At 54.2% G+C, this 16,135-nt stretch carries 21 protein-coding genes and 1 tRNA gene; 4 read left to right on the top strand and 18 right to left on the bottom strand.

The genetic code is table 11. From position 1 onward, the window contains the following. Positions 1 to 26 precede the first annotated feature (26 nt). Both dusB and ccsA read right to left on the bottom strand, forming a co-directional pair. Positions 27 to 1,037, bottom strand: coding sequence for a tRNA dihydrouridine synthase DusB (gene dusB / locus IT893_RS08460; RefSeq protein ID WP_197147444.1), 1,011 nt, complete (start codon positions 1,035 to 1,037; stop codon positions 27 to 29). 275 nt (positions 1,038 to 1,312) lie between these two features. Further along, on the bottom strand, positions 1,313 to 2,119 hold the full coding sequence (gene ccsA / locus IT893_RS08455) for a cytochrome c biogenesis protein CcsA (protein ID WP_197147443.1): 807 nt from the start codon (positions 2,117 to 2,119) through the stop codon (positions 1,313 to 1,315). A gap of 116 nt (positions 2,120 to 2,235) precedes the next feature. Between ccsA and IT893_RS08450 the strand changes: the two genes are divergently transcribed. After that, entirely contained in the window at positions 2,236 to 3,441 is a 1,206-nt protein-coding gene (locus tag IT893_RS08450; RefSeq protein ID WP_197147442.1) for a bifunctional 2-C-methyl-D-erythritol 4-phosphate cytidylyltransferase/2-C-methyl-D-erythritol 2,4-cyclodiphosphate synthase, read from the top strand. An 83-nt stretch (positions 3,442 to 3,524) separates the two neighbouring features. On the opposite strand, the gene IT893_RS08445 is transcribed toward IT893_RS08450, so the two are convergent. Then, positions 3,525 to 4,088, bottom strand: a complete 564-nt coding sequence (locus IT893_RS08445; RefSeq protein WP_197147441.1) for a septation protein A — start codon at positions 4,086 to 4,088, stop codon at positions 3,525 to 3,527. A 63-nt stretch (positions 4,089 to 4,151) separates the two neighbouring features. Continuing rightward, a complete protein-coding gene (gene cutA, locus IT893_RS08440; protein WP_197147440.1) occupies positions 4,152 to 4,508 on the bottom strand; it encodes a divalent-cation tolerance protein CutA in 357 nt (118 codons plus the stop codon). Between the two features lie 103 nt (positions 4,509 to 4,611). On the opposite strand from cutA, the gene IT893_RS08435 reads away from it, so the two are divergent. Together IT893_RS08435 and IT893_RS08430 are read left to right on the top strand one after the other, a co-directional pair. Continuing rightward, entirely contained in the window at positions 4,612 to 4,857 is a 246-nt protein-coding gene (locus tag IT893_RS08435) for a hypothetical protein (protein WP_197147439.1), read from the top strand. A gap of 118 nt (positions 4,858 to 4,975) precedes the next feature. After that, positions 4,976 to 5,554 carry a histidine phosphatase family protein gene (locus tag IT893_RS08430; RefSeq protein ID WP_197147438.1) on the top strand — a complete coding sequence of 193 codons (579 nt, stop codon included), beginning with the start codon at positions 4,976 to 4,978 and terminating at the stop codon, positions 5,552 to 5,554. Between the two features lie 46 nt (positions 5,555 to 5,600). On the opposite strand, the gene IT893_RS08425 is transcribed toward IT893_RS08430, so the two are convergent. The 7 genes from IT893_RS08425 to IT893_RS08395 form a co-directional block, all read right to left on the bottom strand. After that, positions 5,601 to 5,677: transfer RNA gene (locus IT893_RS08425), tRNA-Pro, on the bottom strand. Positions 5,678 to 5,745: 68 nt separating this feature from the next. Continuing rightward, a complete protein-coding gene (locus IT893_RS08420; RefSeq protein WP_197147437.1) occupies positions 5,746 to 6,228 on the bottom strand; it encodes a MerR family transcriptional regulator in 483 nt (160 codons plus the stop codon). A gap of 12 nt (positions 6,229 to 6,240) precedes the next feature. Further along, complete coding sequence (locus tag IT893_RS08415) at positions 6,241 to 6,531, bottom strand: integration host factor subunit alpha (protein ID WP_008891097.1); 291 nt, start codon at positions 6,529 to 6,531, stop codon at positions 6,241 to 6,243. Between the two features lie 155 nt (positions 6,532 to 6,686). Then, the gene (locus IT893_RS08410; protein ID WP_064781429.1) at positions 6,687 to 7,658 is read right to left on the bottom strand and encodes a beta-ketoacyl-ACP synthase III; all 972 of its coding nucleotides are present in this window, start codon (positions 7,656 to 7,658) and stop codon (positions 6,687 to 6,689) included. A 41-nt stretch (positions 7,659 to 7,699) separates the two neighbouring features. Continuing rightward, positions 7,700 to 8,779: a phosphate acyltransferase PlsX gene (plsX, locus tag IT893_RS08405; RefSeq protein ID WP_063089467.1), complete on the bottom strand. Its 1,080-nt coding sequence runs from the start codon at positions 8,777 to 8,779 to the stop codon at positions 7,700 to 7,702. Between the two features lie 255 nt (positions 8,780 to 9,034). Then, positions 9,035 to 9,613, bottom strand: a complete 579-nt coding sequence (locus IT893_RS08400) for a DUF177 domain-containing protein (protein ID WP_197147436.1) — start codon at positions 9,611 to 9,613, stop codon at positions 9,035 to 9,037. Next, a complete protein-coding gene (locus IT893_RS08395; protein ID WP_371810694.1) occupies positions 9,606 to 10,187 on the bottom strand; it encodes a ubiquinol-cytochrome C chaperone family protein in 582 nt (193 codons plus the stop codon). Before IT893_RS08395 ends, IT893_RS08400 begins: the two co-directional genes overlap by 8 nt. Positions 10,188 to 10,343: 156 nt before the next feature. Between IT893_RS08395 and IT893_RS08390 the strand changes: the two genes are divergently transcribed. After that, entirely contained in the window at positions 10,344 to 10,793 is a 450-nt protein-coding gene (locus tag IT893_RS08390; protein ID WP_008891102.1) for an outer membrane protein assembly factor BamE, read from the top strand. Between the two features lie 29 nt (positions 10,794 to 10,822). Here IT893_RS08390 and thiL read toward each other — a convergent pair whose 3' ends face one another. Genes thiL through nrdR form a run of 7 tightly spaced genes read right to left on the bottom strand, consistent with a single transcriptional unit; the run spans position 10,823 to position 16,112 of the window. Beyond that, positions 10,823 to 11,797 (bottom strand): thiamine-phosphate kinase, encoded by a 975-nt coding sequence (thiL, locus tag IT893_RS08385; protein ID WP_197147435.1) that lies wholly within the window; start codon positions 11,795 to 11,797, stop codon positions 10,823 to 10,825. A 1-nt stretch (position 11,798) separates the two neighbouring features. Then, entirely contained in the window at positions 11,799 to 12,296 is a 498-nt protein-coding gene (nusB, locus tag IT893_RS08380) for a transcription antitermination factor NusB (RefSeq protein ID WP_063089462.1), read from the bottom strand. Then, a complete protein-coding gene (gene ribH / locus IT893_RS08375; protein WP_008891105.1) occupies positions 12,296 to 12,760 on the bottom strand; it encodes a 6,7-dimethyl-8-ribityllumazine synthase in 465 nt (154 codons plus the stop codon). The genes nusB and ribH overlap by 1 nt, the downstream gene beginning before the upstream one ends. A gap of 4 nt (positions 12,761 to 12,764) precedes the next feature. After that, the gene (ribB, locus tag IT893_RS08370; protein WP_197147434.1) at positions 12,765 to 13,919 is read right to left on the bottom strand and encodes a 3,4-dihydroxy-2-butanone-4-phosphate synthase; all 1,155 of its coding nucleotides are present in this window, start codon (positions 13,917 to 13,919) and stop codon (positions 12,765 to 12,767) included. Positions 13,920 to 13,925: 6 nt separating this feature from the next. Beyond that, positions 13,926 to 14,513 carry a riboflavin synthase gene (locus IT893_RS08365; RefSeq protein ID WP_064781434.1) on the bottom strand — a complete coding sequence of 196 codons (588 nt, stop codon included), beginning with the start codon at positions 14,511 to 14,513 and terminating at the stop codon, positions 13,926 to 13,928. A gap of 4 nt (positions 14,514 to 14,517) precedes the next feature. Beyond that, positions 14,518 to 15,639 carry a bifunctional diaminohydroxyphosphoribosylaminopyrimidine deaminase/5-amino-6-(5-phosphoribosylamino)uracil reductase RibD gene (gene ribD, locus IT893_RS08360; RefSeq protein WP_197147433.1) on the bottom strand — a complete coding sequence of 374 codons (1,122 nt, stop codon included), beginning with the start codon at positions 15,637 to 15,639 and terminating at the stop codon, positions 14,518 to 14,520. Beyond that, entirely contained in the window at positions 15,639 to 16,112 is a 474-nt protein-coding gene (gene nrdR / locus IT893_RS08355; protein ID WP_008891109.1) for a transcriptional regulator NrdR, read from the bottom strand. The genes ribD and nrdR overlap by 1 nt, the downstream gene beginning before the upstream one ends. Between the last annotated feature and the right edge of the window lie 23 nt (positions 16,113 to 16,135).

The following is a 16,135-nucleotide window of genomic DNA, read 5'->3' as shown; positions in this document are numbered from 1 at the left end:
GTCGCCATATTATTGTTATGAGGTAATCAGGCGGCTGCCTGATCCAGTTTGATTTCGTTTTCGATCAACGGTTCATAGAACGACCGGATTTGATTTTTGACTTCGGCCGGGTCATCCAACACATTGACAACGCGACGAAATTCCGTCGCGTTGCGCAGGCTGTTGCAATACCACGCCAGATGTTTGCGCGCGATGCGCACGCCTTGTCGCCCATGATGATCAATCATCGCATCATAGTGACGCAGGATGGTCTGGAGCTGAACTTCAAGTGTTGGCGCCGGAAGCTTTTTCCCCGTCGCAAGATAGTGTGACACCTGTGCAAGGAACCATGGACGCCCCTGTGCCCCACGACCGATCATGACCCCGTCGGCGCCGGATCGCTCAAGCAGTTCCTTGGCGTCTTCTTCGCTGTTTACGTCCCCATTGCCAAGAACCGGGATCGATACCGCGTCTTTGACCAGTGCAATCGCATCCCAGTCGGCATCGCCCTTATAGAACTGGCAGCGCGTGCGCCCATGAATGGTCAGCATCGCAATCCCCAGATCCTCGGCGATACGGGCAAGCTTCGGGGCATTGCGGTTATCATCATCCCAGCCAAGACGCATTTTCAACGTCACCGGAACCGACACCGCATCCACCGTCGCCTTGATAATATCGGTAGCCAGCTTTTCATCACGCATGAGTGCCGAGCCGGCATAGCCCTTGGTCACCTTCTTGGCCGGGCACCCCATATTGATATCGATGATCATGGCCCCGCGGGCTTCGTTCATCTTGGCCGCTTCGGCCATTTCTTCGGGTTCGGTGCCGGCAAGCTGAACCGAAAGCGGGCTTTCAGCAGCACAATCACCGTGCATTTTACGGACTTCTTTTTCATGCCGCTGGATGCGGGTCATGGCATCCGACGCAATCATTTCGGACACAACAAGATGTCCGCCAAACTGGCGGACCTGTTGCCGAAACGGAAGGTCAGTCACACCTGACATCGGTGCCAGCACAACATTCTCTGGCACATGTACAGAACCGATCTGCAATGACATGAAGGAATTCCAATTGCCTAAAACTTGGGCAGATTAATAAAACTGGCCACGACATGCAACAACTCTCAGCCTGTTGATGCAATTATCGTTGTTTCAAACCTGAAAATTCTAGGAAAATCCGACGAAAGTTCAACATTGCCGGGATTAACCATCCGATCAGGAATGTGTGCCCATGCCAGAATAATGACTAGCAATTATGCATACATCAAAAGGATGATCGTAAAAATTGAGCAAGACACAATCTGGCAGGGCTATATGGTCGTCCTGCTTTCGGGCTAGCCGATGATATAGCCGGTTACCAACCGAACGCCCGGAAACGCCAAGGTCAGAAGCAACCAGGTGCCAAGAACAAAGCGCACGGCCATGCGTCCGCGCAAGGTGGAGCGTTCATGGATAAAGATCAGCACACAAATGGTCGCAAAACCCAGCAAGGTCAGCAGCATCTTGTGGTCGATTTCCCACAGGCTCTGGCCTTCAACATATCGAAGCGCAAATCCCGAAATGATCCCGATGATCAGGATCCAGGCCGACCATTTCAAAAAACCGACCAACATGTATTCACTGTCGCGCAACGGTGGCAGACGTCGGCTCCAACGGGTCGGCTTGCGTTTTTTCAGGGCGTATTCCTGAACGACATAAGCCATCGCAGCAATCGCTGCCAAAGTCACAAGCGCATAGGTGATCAATGAACTGCCGATATGCGCCCAAAGCCAACCGGAATAAAGTGCCGGCCCATCCACGGTTTCGGCAACGTTGTTACCAAATACCCGGAAGACCGCCGCCAAAACCGCGAAAAGAAGCAGATAACCGCCGATATACCCAGCCAATCGCCAGACCTGATGCGGGCCTTTGCAAATTACCAGACCACCAAAGATCAGGATCACGGTTAGTTCCGACCAATGCAGGGCTGCGGCAAAGCCACGGGACTGAACTTCCTCGCCGGTAACTCCCAGCAACACCATTGTGCCAACAGCCGCCAGACAAATGGATGCATAAAGCCAGATATCACGCCGTGGTTCAGGGCGCATGATCTGTCCGGTCAGAGGCAACAGGGCAAGGATATGGATATATGCTGCAAGCATCTTGAAACCCGTTTCAGTCTCCGGGATCAATCACGACCCCGATATTGCATTTGCCGACTTGGCAAAACCTCCGCAGAAAGATAGCCTGCGGCGCACTCACGACAAGCCATGGCTTTATGTTTATGACCCAAAAAACAGGCGTTGTCATCGTCGCTGCCGGCAGCGGTAGCAGATTTGGCGACCCGATACCAAAACAATATCACATGCTTGGCGGCAAAAGCATTCTTGCACATTGCATTGAATGCTTTGCACGTCATACCGATCCCGACCTTATTCAGGTGGTCTATAATCCCGCCCATCAGGACTGGTATGAAAGCGCAACAGCGACCTTGGATGAAACCGGATTGCTCCCAGCACCAGTGCCAGGTGGTGACACCCGACAGCAATCGGTTCTGAACGGATTGCGCGCCCTTGAGGCCAAGGGACCGGATATCGTTCTGATCCATGACGCCGCACGCCCGGGGATATCCGATGACGTGATTGATCGGGTTGTGACAGCGCTTCAGACCCATCCGGGGGCAATACCCACCCTACCGGTGGCGGATACCATCAAGCAGACAGATCGGGATGGCGTCATCACCAAAACGATTGCACGCGAAACCCTGCAACGAGCGCAGACACCACAGGGGTTTGATTTCAAAACGATTCTCGATGCGCATCAGAAATTCGAAGGCCAGGAATTTACCGACGATGCAGCCCTGCTTGAGGCCATCGGGCTTGATGTGATCTGCGTTGCCGGCACCACCAACAACGACAAGATTACCCATCGCGATGATTTTGGCCGGGCACAAAGCTGGGCTAATACGACAGACAAGGAAACAGCGCATATGTCGCAAGAAGAATATCGGGCTGGCACCGGATTTGACGTTCACCGCTTCGCACCGGGGGATCATTGCATCCTATGCGGGGTAAAAGTCCCGCACAGCGCGCGCCTTGAAGGCCATTCTGATGCCGATGTCGGCCTGCACACCCTGACCGATGCGATTTTGGGCGCGATTGGTGCTGGCGACATTGGTCAACACTTCCCGCCAAGCGATATGCAATGGAAAGGTGCGGCGTCCGACATCTTCCTCAGACACGCGGCCGACCTTGTCCGCAAGCGTGGCGGGCGGATTGTGAATGTCGATGTGACGCTGATCTGTGAACGTCCGAAAATCGGGCCACACACCCCGGCAATGCGCCAGAAAGTCGCGGAAATTCTCGGGATTGATGTGGACCGGGTCAACGTCAAGGCCACCACGACCGAACGACTTGGCTTTACCGGGCGCGAAGAAGGCATTGCCGCACAAGCGGCCGTCAGTGTTGCCCTTCCGATCAACTGATCAACCGCGCTGACCAACAAACAAAGGGCAGGATCAAAATCCTGCCCTTTTGCATTTCAAGGATATATGCGCGCATCAGTCGCTCAGGACGCGGCCTTGTCGCCCTCTTCTTCTGGCAACTGGTGTTTCATCAGCACCGGCACCTGTGCCATGCCAAACACCATGGTGATCGGCATAATGCCCCAAACCTTGAAGGCCACCCATGTATCGGTGGAGAAATTGCGCCAGACGATTTCATTGACCACGGCCAGAAACACAAAGAAGAACGCCCAACGCCAGGTCAGAATACGCCAACCTTCATCGGTTGCCTTGAACGCGCTTTCCAGAACCAGCTTCAGGAACAGTTTTCTTGCTGCCAGTCCACCAAACAAGATGCTGGCAAACAGCAAGTTCACAATAGTCGGCTTGATCTTGATGAACAATTCATCATCGAGATACAGCGTCAGGCCCCCAAACACGATGACAAACACCCCACCGATCAGCGGCATCACCGGGATGGTTCGCGCCAGCGCGTATGATGTCGCAAGCGCGATGACGGTGGCGGCGACAAACACTGCCGTTGCTGTCATCAGGTTGGTCGTTGCATTCACCGCAAAAAACAGGACCAACGGCCCCATTTCGAGGGCCATTTTGGTAAGCTGGTTCATGAACTCGTATCATCCCATGGAATAAATTTGCGCCATCCTAGGGGGCATGCCCACCAGATGCAATCACATCAGCCGTGATCCGGATCCCAATTGGGTTTGCAGCCATGAAACATAATCGTGATTGCCCCGCCCCAACGGGAGCTCAAGAATACAGGGGACCTCATAAGGGTGATGATCTTCGACCCATTGCGCTAATTCAAGCGCCTTGGCTTTTGACGTTTTCAGAATAACCACCACCTCGGTTTCTTCCTCGACATCGCCATCCCATTCATAGATCGCCGTCATATGAGGTAAGACATTGGCACAGGCCGCAAGTTTTTCGCGAATAGCACCACCCGCAATCACACGCGCCATATCCATGTCAGGCACCGTAACATACAGAAATGACATCTCACTTGGTTGGAACTCTTCTGGCGTCATTGCGATTGCTCCATGGTTGATAATCCGTCACACTGACCAGGGTCAGGACCTAACATCCGATGTTTGTATCACCAATCATATCATAACGGTGCGAGGAGTACCGATGGCGGGGAAAAAACATTCGAAACCGACCGATGTGCAGCTTGAATGGCTGCGCCGTGGTCTCAGCCAGCCCGGTGGCAAATTGCCGCTTTTTGACGGCAATGGCAAACAGATCAGCGAAAAAACGGTTCGAAGCTGTATCGATCATGGCTGGGTGGCCCCCTGGTTTGACAACCCTGTCAAACCCGATTGGCTGATCTGCAAGCTGACCGACGAAGGGCGTCGGGTCGCCAGTGCAGGCAATTAACGCACGCTCCCCCTAAGCTTAGCCAGCCAAACCCGCAAAATCCTGACCGATCTGATCCGATCCCGATGATTGCGGGTATCAGACTCATCTTGCTGATGGCAACAGATGGGTAAAGATCATGCCGATATTGCTGCGAAATATGTTCCGGGTGGTTACTGTTCTGGGGGCATTACTGAGCCTTCCGCAGGCGGCTGCCGCCTCCGACGAAGCATGGCAGATCTGGCAGTCTGACGGTGTTCATGCCCTGATGCGCCATGCCATTGCGCCGGGCACCGGCGATCCGGCAAACCTCACCCTTGGCGATTGCACGACACAGCGCAATCTTGACGACACCGGCCGCCAACAAGCGCGTCAAACCGGTGATCGCATCCGCGAAATGGGGATTGAATTAACCTCAATCCTGACAAGCCAGTGGTGCCGATGCGTTGATACCGCGCAGTTGCTTGATCTTGGTCCGGTGACCGAGGAGCCCGCACTGAATTCCTTTTTCCGCAATCGCAGTACAGAAACCGAACAGACCGCCGCAATCAAAGCAAAGCTTGCCAGCCTTTCCGGTGATGAAAAGCTGTTACTGGTGACCCACCAGGTGAACATCACCGCCCTGACCGACATTTTCCCGCGGTCGGGTGAAATCATTCTGTTCAGGATGTCTGATGATGGCACGGATATAGACGTACTTGCGCGTCTGATGCCGTAACATCCCAAGACGCGAAATTTCGCAATAATATCAAAGGGGAGATAATTGGTCGGAGCGAGAGGATTCGAACCTCCGACCCCCTGCACCCCATGCAGGTGCGCTACCAGGCTGCGCCACGCTCCGACCGTAGAGTTGCGCCGTTTGGCGCGGCTCGATAAATAGCGGCGCCACGCCAAAGACGCAAATGGTTTTTATGGATTTTTTTTAACGTCCTGCAGGCCTGTGCGCAGGATCGCCTGAAGTTCTTCGAGTTCGCCCAAAACAGCTTTCAGCGCTGTTTTGTCCGGACCGGAGACACTGGTCATTCCAGACACAGTGGAACTACGCGCCATATCCGATGCGCCCGTCTCTGCGTCCTGCCCGGTTACAGCGATTTCCGATGGCAACTTGCCCTTGTTCTGATCAAGGAGCTTTTGCACCCCCTTGATCGTAAAGCCCTGGTCGTGCAGCAGCGTGCGAATATGGGCAAGGAAATCAATGTCTTCTGGACGATAATAACGTCTGCCCCCTGCCCGTTTCATCGGCTGGATCTGGGGAAACTTGGACTCCCAGAACCGCAGGACGTGCTGCTGAAGACCAAGCTCCTTTGCAGCCTCGCTAATTGTGCGAAAAGCAGAGTCAGACTTTGCTGTCCGGCGGGAAGTTCCCGCCGCAGCCCCCAAGTTCGTTTTCATGACTTCTTTTTCTTAAGCGTTAATTCGGGCTTTCAGGACCTGTGAAGGCCGGAAGACAAGCACCTTACGCGGAAGGATCGGTACTTCCTCACCCGTTTTCGGGTTTCGTCCGATACGCTGACCTTTCTGACGAACAGAGAAACTTCCGAAAGAGGAAATTTTTACAACTTCGTCCTTGATCAGTGCCGATGAAATTTCATCGAGAACAGTTTCAAGCAGCTGGGCGGATTCATTCCGCGACAGACCAACTTCCTGATAAACGGCTTCCGCGAGATCCGCACGGGTAATCGTTGTTTCCGACATGACAGGCCGCCTCCTAATTACGGGACTTAATTTACAAGGCTATATCTGGTAGCGAAATCACTCAATATCAACAGGATACAATGCTTTTTGACGGAATGTTGTGAAAATTAAGAATTTCACGTGAATTTGTGTCATTCCGCACAAATGGTCCGGCTTTACCAACGCATTAGCGATGCGCCCCAGGTAAATCCGCCGCCCATGGCTTCAAGCACAACAATATCACCGCGTTTGACACGTCCATCATGGACGGCCTCGGCCAGTGCCAATGGGATTGAAGCCGCAGACGTGTTGGCGTGACGATCAACCGTCACAACCACCTTATCCTTGGAAATACCAAACTTGCGCGCCGTACTATCGAGAATGCGCTGGTTGGCCTGATGCGGCACCAGCCAGTCGATATCGCCCGGCTCAAGGCCGGTATCGGCCAGAACTTCGCGGATAACGCTGGCAAGGTTTGTCACAGCATGGCGGAAGACTTCCTGACCTTCCATGCGCAAATGCCCGACGGTCTGGGTCGCAGATGGCCCGCCATCAACATAAAGCAGCTCATACTTGCTGCCGTCAGAATGCAGACGGTTGGCAAGAATACCAACGTCTTCAATCGTGCCCTGGCCTTCAACGGCCTGCACGACGACAGCCCCTGCTCCATCGCCAAACAGCACACAAGTCCGGCGATCTTCCCAATCAAGGATACGCGAAAAAGTCTCCGCCCCGATAACAAGCGCGGTTTTGGCCTGACCGTTACGAATATACATATCCGCCGTCGTCAGCGCATAGATAAAGCCAGAACAAACCGCCTGAACATCAAAGGCGAACCCTTTGACCCCAAGGCGATTTTGCACCTTGGTGGCTGTGGCCGGGAATGTGTTGTCCGGGGTCGCGGTCGCAACAATGATCAGATCGATGTCATCAGATGTGACACCGGCATGTTCCATCGCGCTTTTGGCAGCAGCAAAGGCCAGATCACTGGTGGTTTCACCTTCGGCTGCGATGTGGCGCTGACGAATGCCCGTGCGGGCAACAATCCATTCATCTGACGTGTCAACGCGCTTGGCCAGATCATCATTGGTTACAACGTTTGCAGGCAAATATGAACCGCAACCAATAATGCGAGAACGAGTTGTCATGATTTGGGGACCGCCGGTTTTCTGTTTTTCTGGTGGGTTAATCAGTTGGCTTGACCAACAGGAACGGCAACGTCTTCTTGCTCCGCATTTTCAAGGCCGCTCATGGCCTCTTCAAATAGTGCAAGCTCGTGCTTGATGCTGTCATTGAGGTTATTGACGATCAGATCGTGGCAAACCCCGATGGCGTTGGAAAAACCAAGCGCGTCAGTGCCGCCATGGCTTTTGACCGCAATACCATTCAGGCCAAGCAACATGGCCCCGTTGTAACGGCGCGGATCCATGCGATCACGGAAACGCTGAAGCGAACGACGGGCAAGAAGATAACCGATCTTGGCAAAGAACGAACTTTTGAACGTCTCGCGCAGGAAATGCACCAGCAGACGCGCAGTACCTTCTGCGGTTTTAAGCGCAACGTTGCCGGTAAACCCGTCAGTCACGATCACATCGACCGTCCCCTTGGCCAGGTCATCCCCTTCGACAAAGCCCTCAAAACGGATCGGCAGATCAATGTCGCGCAAAATCGCCGCGGCTTTCTTGACCGACTCATTACCCTTGAGTTCTTCGATACCAACGTTGAGCAAACCGACAGAAGGTTTTTCAAGACCAAACAGGATCCGTGTGAACACTTCCCCCATCAGGGCAAACTGCACAAGATTGTGTTCGTCACATTCGATGTTTGCGCCAAGGTCAAGCATCACCGTCTCGCCGCGCTGTGTCGGCATATAGGTGGCGATTGCCGGGCGATCGATGCCGCGGACAGTTTTCAAAACGAACTTGGCCATCGCCATCAGCGCCCCGGTATTCCCGGCAGACACGACACCCTGTGCGTCGCCCTCTTTGACGGCGTTGATGGCAAGACGCATGCTGGAATCACGGCGCTGGCGAAGCGCGACGGAAGGTTTGTCTTCCATCATGACTTCCTGCGAAGCGTGGCGGATGTCGCTGACAGCTTCCAGTGTTGGATATTTGGCCAAAAGCGGTTTGAGTTTCGCTTCATCACCAAACATCAGAAACTTGAGATGGGGCAAACGCTTGAGCGCAATTTCGGCACCAGCCAAAACCATCTCAGGCGCGTGGTCTCCTCCCATCGCGTCAAGTGATATGCAAACCTGTTCAGGCAACGTATTCTCTTATGGTTGTTCTAAAATCTCTGAACCGGGTATCCGGCAGGCAAGCCAATAGGCAAAGCTTGTCATCAATGGGCCGGAACGCCCGTAATTACCGGAATTCTCCACCAGATACAAGGTAAAGCACATTCCGGCTGCCCACACCATAACAGCGTGAACGCGATCATAGTGCAGTCAAAATGTGAAATGCCGGTAAATACCGGCATATTCAACAAGCCTAATCATCAGACGTTCCCGCCCGGATGACCACTATTTTTTCTTTTCAAGCTGTTCTTTAAGGCCTGCAAGCTGCGCAAACGGGTTGGGTTTGTCGGCGTCGGCCTCTTCTTCGGTCTGGATCGAGTCCGGCAGCTCCGCATCATCCTTGCGCGGATACGGGTCCATCGCAACGGCAAGGAACTGTGCAACAACCTCGCCCAGATCAATCATGCCATCAACAAGCGGCTCGGGCTGTTCAAGCAGCGCCATCAATTCGGCTTCCGACAGATTTTCAAGATCGTCCGGGTTTGACGGCATGTCTTCTTCGGAAACATGCGGCGAGAAAAGAACCTCGACCGTATCTTCAACGGTTTCCGGCACGGGCTCGAGTGTGGCGACACAGCGCTGGACGATTTCAGCACTCATCGGGCCACGCACGGTAACTTCGCCATTTGACGCGGTTTTAACTTCGAGCTCGGCGCGCAGGCTATCAATTGAAACCAGCTCGAACCGTTTGGCCAGGTCGGCACGTTCCTTTTCGTTGGCTTCAATAACAAGTTTCTCTTTGCCACTGACCATTTCATCGGTTTTGACAATACGGGAAAACTCGGGGGTAAAATTATCAGGCATCAGGTCGTTCTTTCTCGTGCGAGTCAGATACAGCAACAGCCGGGACATCGGGAAAATGAACCGCGCCGTTCTGCATTTGCAAAATGGTTTGATTTTCGAGGCTGGTCAGCGCGTCGTGGATATAGCCGACCATTGCCATAAGTTGTTCATTGCTGACATTGCAGTCAGCGTAAAGATTGCGGTCCAGTGCGGCGGCAAGCTCGGCTGCGCCAGACTGAACACCTTCTTCATAGGCAACAATGCGCCCATGGTAGGATTCAGACATCTTGCGGATCCGTTTCAGGATACCGACATCGCCGATCCCCATTTCACGCATGTTCTGATCAAGATCAGAAAACATCACATCAAAGATGCGCTGTGCAAGATCACGGTCACCATCATCGGCCTTCAGACGGCGAAACAGGATGAATGCATGAACGAGAATAAGGTCAAAGCGCCCTTCCATCTTATCGGGAACGCCAAGCTTTGCGTAGAAGTCCGGTTGGCGCGCCTGGGTTACCATTGCCGTGTAAAGCTCGAACGCAGCAGTTTGCTTGCGGTCTTTTTTCTTAAGCCATCCAAACAACAGTAACACTCCTTCGTTGACATTCCTGTCGTGGCACGCAGAATGCCGTAAATCTCATTGGGGCATGTCTGCCCCATGCATTGCCCGGCAATATCATGCGCCTCGCGCAGAAACTCAAGGCAATTCCGGTTTCGCTTCAAGAAGAGGGTCGCTCAGGTGAGCTTCATGGATAACAAAACTACCCGCATTCCCCTGATCATGCTGGCAGGGCTGGCTATTGCCTTTGTCGCTGCCTGCAGCCCCAGAATTGCGACCCGCGGCCACGCGCCGGACCCAGAACAGCTTGAACAGATCTCTGTCGGAGAATCGACCAAGGGTGATGTTACCAATATTCTGGGATCGCCATCATCGGTTGCCGCCTTTGACGAAAATGTCTGGCTTTATATTTCCAGTGTGACCGAGACCGTTGCGTTCTTCGAACCCGAAACCGTCCAGCAGAAAGTCATTCTGATCAGCTTCGATGCGGCCAACCGCGTCGAAATCCTGAGTGAATATGACCTCGAAGACGGCAAGCCGGTTATCCCGACGGACCGCGTTACACCGACTGCCGGTCGTGAAATCACGATCCTGCAACAGCTCTTTGGCAACCTGGGTCGCTTCAGCGAGCAGAAATAAGCCGCCTGAGCCGATCAAGATACCTGTCGTTATTTAAAATGGTCGAACCCGCCATCTGCGAGTTCGGCCATTTTTCCATCCGTCCCGATCAACGATACAACGCCAACTTCATCCGTCACCCCACCGATGACGGTGAAGGCATCGCCCAGGGCAGCAACATCGTCGGGTGCGCCCGCAATCAGAAGTTCGTAATCATCACCGCCCGCAAGAATGCGCAACCACTGGTCTTCGTCACCATCCAGCACCTTGCGTGCCGCCTTGGATAGCGGAACAGCATCGCGGTTGATCACAAGACCGACACCCGAAGCAGAGCATATCTTGCGACAATCGCCTGCAAGCCCGTCGGAAATATCCATGGCAGCCAGGCGTCTTTCCGATGCGATACAGGCCGCACTCTCCGTCATCCGTGGCTGCGGCAACAAATAACGGTTTTTCAGGAACTCGGCCAAATCCGGTGCGAGATCGGGAAATTCACCGTTCAGTAGCGCCAGCCCCAAGGCCGCATCACCCAACGTTCCGGTGACAGCCAAAACATCGCCCGGTTTGGCCAGATCACGTCGAAGGGCCCTGCCCGTTGGAACATAGCCAAATGCCGTCAGACTGAAAAAGGTCGGGCCCGGCGTTGCAACCGTATCTCCGCCCCAAAGCGAAACATCATAAGCAACACAGTCTTCGCCAAACCCCATGGCAAATCGCGCCACCCAGTCATCCAACAGATCGCGATTATAACCCGAACTCAATACCACGCCCCCCGGTCGGGCGCCCATGGCCGCCAAGTCCGACAGGTTCACGCGCAGAACTTTCTTTGCGATCAGTTCCGGTTCATCAATGCTTCGGAAATGGACATCAGCCACCAGCGCATCGGTGGTTACAACAACCTCGTGCCCGGCTGGTGGTGAAAATACGGCCGCATCATCCTTCAAAGACAATGCGGCCGGATCACTTTGCGCAATGGGCGCAAAATGGCGCGCGATCAGTTCAAATTCGCCGGATCGCGCTGCCATATCAATTCTGTCCGGCTTCACCGGGACGCAAGGTTTTCCCGATACGGTCCAGCACGGCATTGACCAGCTTCGGTTCGTTCTCGTCAAAGAACGAATGTGCTGCGTCGACATATTCCGTGATGACAACCCGCATCGGCACGTCTTCACGTGCGATCAGTTCATAGGTGCCCGCACGCAGGATACTGCGCAGAACCGTCTCAAGACGCTGCGTGGTCCAGCCCTTTTCAAGCGCCCCATTGATCAGCGCATCAAGATCGACCATGCGCGCGGCAACGCCCTGAACCAGATCGGCGAAAAAGCCGCGATCCGGATCGATCAGGTCCTCGTTTGGCACATCAAGATCGCGACCACCCGTACCATCAAGGCGGAAGTCGGAATATTCGCGCACGATATCAGCGGCAGGCAGCTGCGAAAGCTCTGCCTGGTAAAGCGCCTGAATAGCGGCAAAACGCGCCGCGCTGCGCCGTTGTGCGGCTGATGCCTTTGATTTCTCGGTCATTACTTGTGATGTATTCCAAAGTGGTTTTGAACTTCAATCTGACGCAGAACAGCTTTGGCAGCCTCGCCGCCCTTGTTCTTTTCGTCAGCCTTGGCCCGTGCAAGTGCCTGCGCCTCGTTCTCGACAGTCAGGATGCCATTGCCGATTGCCAGGTTGTAGTCAAGGCAAAGCTGCATCAGCGCACGGTTGGCTTCTTCGCAAATGTGGTCGTAATGCGTGGTTTCGCCACGGATAACACACCCCAGTGCAAGATAACCGTCATAGCGCGGACCGGTGGCCAGTTCTTCCATCGACTGCACAGCATAACGGATGGTAATTGGCACTTCAAACGCACCCGCGACCGAAATACGGTCCCATGTCGCGCCACCAGCTTGCAGCGTCGAAGCAGCCCCTTTGACAAGGTCTTCGACGATATGCGTGTAATACGGCGCATCCACAATCAGGATGTGGGGGGCGTTGCTCATGATTTTATTCCTCCGAGACGACAAGCGGACGCTGATCAACCAGATTTAGACCGAAGCCGTCAAGTCCTACAATGTGGCGTTTGGTATTTGAAAGCAGAATCATGTCGCGAATACCAAGATCATGCAAGATTTGCGCACCGACACCATAGTCGCGCAAATCGCCATCACCGTTTTCATTCGCCAGTTCCTGACGCAGGGCATCGCCATCACCGCCATTCATCTCGATCAGTTTGGCAATCGAAGCAGACAGCGTGTTCGGACGCGGTTCACGGATCAGGACAACCACACCACGCCCTTCCTCGCCGATCTGGCGCATGGCGGCTGAAAGTTGGCCTTGATGGCCCGTTTGGGTATCGCCCAAGACATCTTCTATCACATTTAGGGCATGCACACGGGTCAGAACCGGCGCATCATCAGAAATATCGCCTTTGACCAGCGCAATATGTTCGGCATAGGTGACGTTATTGACATAAAGATGCATGTCAAACTCGCCGCCATTCACACTTTTGATCTTGGTGGTGGCCTTGCGCTGAACGACCTTTTCATGTTTGCGGCGATAGCGGATCAGATCGGCAATCTGTGCGATCTTGAGATTGTGTTTCTTGGCGAACTCGACCAGTTCAGGCAAACGCGCCATTTCACCCGAATCACTCATGATTTCACAAATGACACCCGACGGGTTCAGGCCCGCAAGGCGTGCGATATCAACAGACGCCTCTGTGTGACCGGCACGCACCAAAACCCCACCCGGACGGGCACGGAGCGGGAATACATGGCCCGGTGTCACGATGTCGTGGCGACCAGCAGTCGGATCAATCGCAACGGCCACAGTCCGCGCGCGGTCAGGTGCGGAAATACCGGTGGTAACGCCAGTCTTGGCTTCGATCGATACAGTAAAGGCTGTTTCGTGGCGCGTGCCGTTGTGCGCACTCATCATGGTCAGGCCAAGCTCGTCGCAACGCTCAGATTCAAGCGTCAGGCAAATCAGTCCGCGACCATGGGTCGCCATGAAATTGATGGCATCGGACGTTGCCATCTGGGCCGGAATAACCAGATCGCCCTCGTTTTCGCGGTCCTCGTCATCGACAAGAATAAACATCCGGCCATTGCGGGCCTCTTCGATGACGTCTTCGATTGGCGAAAGATAATTATGCGGCATTGTTGATCAATCCTTGCCCAGCATGCGCGCGACGTAGCGTGCCAGCATATCAATTTCAAAGTTGATCCGGTCGCCCGGTTGCTTTGAACCCAATGTGGTTTCGTTTTGGGTATGCGGTATCAGATTGATACCAAATGTGTTTCCGTCAACCTCGTTGACAGTCAAAGACACACCTTCAAGTGTCACCGACCCCTTGGAGGCGATATATTTTGCAAAGGCTTCGGGCACTTCGAATGTCAGGCGCAATGAATCACCCTCTGGTACGCGTTTGGTCAGCGTTGCGACCCCGTCGACATGCCCGGATACGATGTGACCACCCAACTCATCGCCGACACGCGTCGCCTGTTCGAGGTTAACCTTGGATCCGACAACAAGATCACCCAACGTCGTCCGCGACAGGCTTTCTGCCGATGCCTCGATGGCAAACCAGTCATCACCGGTTTCGATCACGGTCATGCAGGCACCATTACACGCGATTGATGCCCCCAGAACGATCTTTGAGGTATCAAACGATGTGGTGAACTCAAACCGGGTGTCGCCGGTTTTCTCGATTGCACGAACGGTTGCGATATCGGTGATGATGCCAGTGAACATTCATTTATTCCGTTATTTTATCGTAGGTTACCGCAATATCTGCACCCACTTCACGAACTGAAGTACGTTTGAAATGCGGTGCGTCGGCAAGCTGTTTCAAACCAAGATCTGCAATCATTGCCTTGCCGTCACCACCAATCAGCGATGGCGCGACGAAATGAATGATACGATCCACGACGCCCGCCCTGATCAAACCGGCGGCAAGATTTCCACCACTTTCAACAAGGACACGCGTCAGACCTTCATCTGCCAGCGTACGCAGCACATCATGTAGGTCCAAATGATCATCTGCGCATCCTGCAGAAATCACTTTTACCGCAGTTTTTTCAAATTTTTCCGATAGTTCGGCGAAATTCTTGTCGGCTGTCACCAGCCATGTCGGCACGTCGTCGGCCGTCTGGACAAGCTTGGCAGTAACCGGTACGTCGCCCGCGCGATCCAGAATGACGCGCACCGGCGATTGATGATCCCGCCCGGCAAGGCGACAGGTCAAACTTGGATCATCGGCGATAACCGTCTTGGCACCGACCAGAATGGCGTCATGGTTCGCGCGCAGCATGTGACCTGCTTCGCGTGCGCTAGCACCCGTAATCCACTGGCTTTCGCCACTGGCCGTCGCAGATCGCGCATCAAGGGTGGACGCCAGTTTAAGGGTAACAAACGGACGGGAACGCTCGGCCTTGGACAGGAAACCTTCATTCACACGGCGGGCCTCGTCGGCATTCAGCCCGACATCAACCTTGATGCCCGCATCACGCAACATTTCATGCCCCCTGCCCGACACACGCGGATCCGGATCGGTCAGCGCGCTGACAACGCGCGACACCCCGGCTTCGATAAGACCGGTTGCACAGGGCGGCGTTTTGCCAACATGGCTGCACGGTTCAAGGGTGACATAGGCGGTGGCCCCACGGGCCAAGGGACCTGCCAGATCAAGGGCAACACGTTCGGCATGCGGGCGACCACCGGGTTGTGTGTGACCACGACCAACGATGGTGCCATCAGAAGAAACAAGGACACAGCCAACCGACGGGTTCGGCCAGACATTTCCCAAACCGCGTTTTGACAGGCTCAATGCGACCCGCATGAAATGCCGGTCGTCTTCGCTAAACGCGGGGGCTGTCATTACTCTGCGTCCGCCTCTTCTTCCCCATCATGCATTTTTTCGACGAATTGTTCGAAATCGCGGGCTTCACGGAAATTCTTGTACACCGAAGCGTAGCGTACATAGGCCACCTGATCGAGGGCATTCAGTGCCTCCATCACCATTTCACCAATGGTATCGGTGGAAATGTCGCTTTCGCCACTGCTTTCAAGACGGCGTTGGATGCCATTAAGGGCCTTTTCAACACGTTCGTCTTCAATCGGGCGTTTGCGACACGCAAGAAAGATCGACCGCGCCAGTTTGTCGCGGTCGAACAATTCGCGTTGCCCGTCTGTCTTCACAACCATCAATTCACGCAACTGGACACGTTCGAATGTCGTGAAGCGTGAACCACAGGCAGGACAGAACCGGCGACGACGAATGGCATGATGCTCTTCGGTCGGACGGGAGTCCTTAACCTGGGTATCGGTATGTCCGCAAAACGGGCAACGCATATTTTTATCTAAGCCTCAGTTCG

The organism is Thalassospira sp. A40-3 (genome assembly GCF_015871485.1).
GTDB classification, from domain to species: domain Bacteria; phylum Pseudomonadota; class Alphaproteobacteria; order Rhodospirillales; family Thalassospiraceae; genus Thalassospira; species Thalassospira tepidiphila.
This window is presented reverse-complemented; position numbering and strand designations above follow the sequence as displayed.

What these genes read in the sequence shown, in the direction of transcription:
- IT893_RS08390 (WP_008891102.1), top strand. Translation starts at nt 10,344, where the DNA reads ATGGATAACAAAACTACCCGCATTCCCCTGATCATGCTGGCAGGGCTG.
- IT893_RS08450 (WP_197147442.1), top strand. Translation starts at nt 2,236, where the DNA reads ATGTTTATGACCCAAAAAACAGGCGTTGTCATCGTCGCTGCCGGCAGC.
- IT893_RS08410 (WP_064781429.1), bottom strand. Translation starts at nt 7,658, where the DNA reads ATGACAACTCGTTCTCGCATTATTGGTTGCGGTTCATATTTGCCTGCA.
- ccsA (WP_197147443.1), bottom strand. Translation starts at nt 2,119, where the DNA reads ATGCTTGCAGCATATATCCATATCCTTGCCCTGTTGCCTCTGACCGGA.
- dusB (WP_197147444.1), bottom strand. Translation starts at nt 1,037, where the DNA reads ATGTCATTGCAGATCGGTTCTGTACATGTGCCAGAGAATGTTGTGCTG.
- ribD (WP_197147433.1), bottom strand. Translation starts at nt 15,639, where the DNA reads ATGACAGCCCCCGCGTTTAGCGAAGACGACCGGCATTTCATGCGGGTC.
- nusB (WP_063089462.1), bottom strand. Translation starts at nt 12,296, where the DNA reads ATGACCGAGAAATCAAAGGCATCAGCCGCACAACGGCGCAGCGCGGCG.
- IT893_RS08415 (WP_008891097.1), bottom strand. Translation starts at nt 6,531, where the DNA reads ATGTCGGAAACAACGATTACCCGTGCGGATCTCGCGGAAGCCGTTTAT.
- ribH (WP_008891105.1), bottom strand. Translation starts at nt 12,760, where the DNA reads ATGAGCAACGCCCCCCACATCCTGATTGTGGATGCGCCGTATTACACG.
- nrdR (WP_008891109.1), bottom strand. Translation starts at nt 16,112, where the DNA reads ATGCGTTGCCCGTTTTGCGGACATACCGATACCCAGGTTAAGGACTCC.
- IT893_RS08445 (WP_197147441.1), bottom strand. Translation starts at nt 4,088, where the DNA reads ATGAACCAGCTTACCAAAATGGCCCTCGAAATGGGGCCGTTGGTCCTG.
- IT893_RS08435 (WP_197147439.1), top strand. Translation starts at nt 4,612, where the DNA reads ATGGCGGGGAAAAAACATTCGAAACCGACCGATGTGCAGCTTGAATGG.
- IT893_RS08430 (WP_197147438.1), top strand. Translation starts at nt 4,976, where the DNA reads ATGCCGATATTGCTGCGAAATATGTTCCGGGTGGTTACTGTTCTGGGG.
- ribB (WP_197147434.1), bottom strand. Translation starts at nt 13,919, where the DNA reads ATGCCGCATAATTATCTTTCGCCAATCGAAGACGTCATCGAAGAGGCC.
- IT893_RS08420 (WP_197147437.1), bottom strand. Translation starts at nt 6,228, where the DNA reads ATGAAAACGAACTTGGGGGCTGCGGCGGGAACTTCCCGCCGGACAGCA.
- IT893_RS08400 (WP_197147436.1), bottom strand. Translation starts at nt 9,613, where the DNA reads ATGCCTGATAATTTTACCCCCGAGTTTTCCCGTATTGTCAAAACCGAT.
- IT893_RS08365 (WP_064781434.1), bottom strand. Translation starts at nt 14,513, where the DNA reads ATGTTCACTGGCATCATCACCGATATCGCAACCGTTCGTGCAATCGAG.
- thiL (WP_197147435.1), bottom strand. Translation starts at nt 11,797, where the DNA reads ATGGCAGCGCGATCCGGCGAATTTGAACTGATCGCGCGCCATTTTGCG.
- cutA (WP_197147440.1), bottom strand. Translation starts at nt 4,508, where the DNA reads ATGACGCCAGAAGAGTTCCAACCAAGTGAGATGTCATTTCTGTATGTT.